At 52.3% G+C, this 966-nt stretch carries 1 rRNA gene (only partly in view); it reads left to right on the forward strand.

Annotated elements, in window-relative coordinates:
* A 16S ribosomal RNA gene (locus C8322_RS01830) occupies window positions 1-966 on the forward strand (it extends past both window edges: 259 nt to the left, 230 nt to the right).

Consider the following 966-nt stretch of genomic DNA (forward strand, 5'->3'; position numbering starts at 1 on the left):
GCTAATACCGCATACGCCCTACGGGGGAAAGCAGGGGATCTTCGGACCTTGCGCTAATAGATGAGCCTAAGTCGGATTAGCTAGTTGGTGGGGTAAAGGCTTACCAAGGCGACGATCTGTAGCGGGTCTGAGAGGATGATCCGCCACACTGGGACTGAGACACGGCCCAGACTCCTACGGGAGGCAGCAGTGGGGAATATTGGACAATGGGCGGAAGCCTGATCCAGCCATGCCGCGTGTGTGAAGAAGGCCTTTTGGTTGTAAAGCACTTTAAGCGAGGAGGAGGCTCCTTTAGTTAATACCTAAAGAGAGTGGACGTTACTCGCAGAATAAGCACCGGCTAACTCTGTGCCAGCAGCCGCGGTAATACAGAGGGTGCGAGCGTTAATCGGATTTACTGGGCGTAAAGCGTGCGTAGGCGGCTTTTTAAGTCGGATGTGAAATCCCTGAGCTTAACTTAGGAATTGCATTCGATACTGGAAAGCTAGAGTATGGGAGAGGATGGTAGAATTCCAGGTGTAGCGGTGAAATGCGTAGAGATCTGGAGGAATACCGATGGCGAAGGCAGCCATCTGGCCTAATACTGACGCTGAGGTACGAAAGCATGGGGAGCAAACAGGATTAGATACCCTGGTAGTCCATGCCGTAAACGATGTCTACTAGCCGTTGGGGCCTTTGAGGCTTTAGTGGCGCAGCTAACGCGATAAGTAGACCGCCTGGGGAGTACGGTCGCAAGACTAAAACTCAAATGAATTGACGGGGGCCCGCACAAGCGGTGGAGCATGTGGTTTAATTCGATGCAACGCGAAGAACCTTACCTGGCCTTGACATACTAAGAACTTTCCAGAGATGGATTGGTGCCTTCGGGAACTTAGATACAGGTGCTGCATGGCTGTCGTCAGCTCGTGTCGTGAGATGTTGGGTTAAGTCCCGCAACGAGCGCAACCCTTTTCCTTATTTGCCAGC

Source organism: Acinetobacter sp. SM1B (assembly GCF_003289665.1).
Lineage (GTDB): Bacteria > Pseudomonadota > Gammaproteobacteria > Pseudomonadales > Moraxellaceae > Acinetobacter > Acinetobacter schindleri.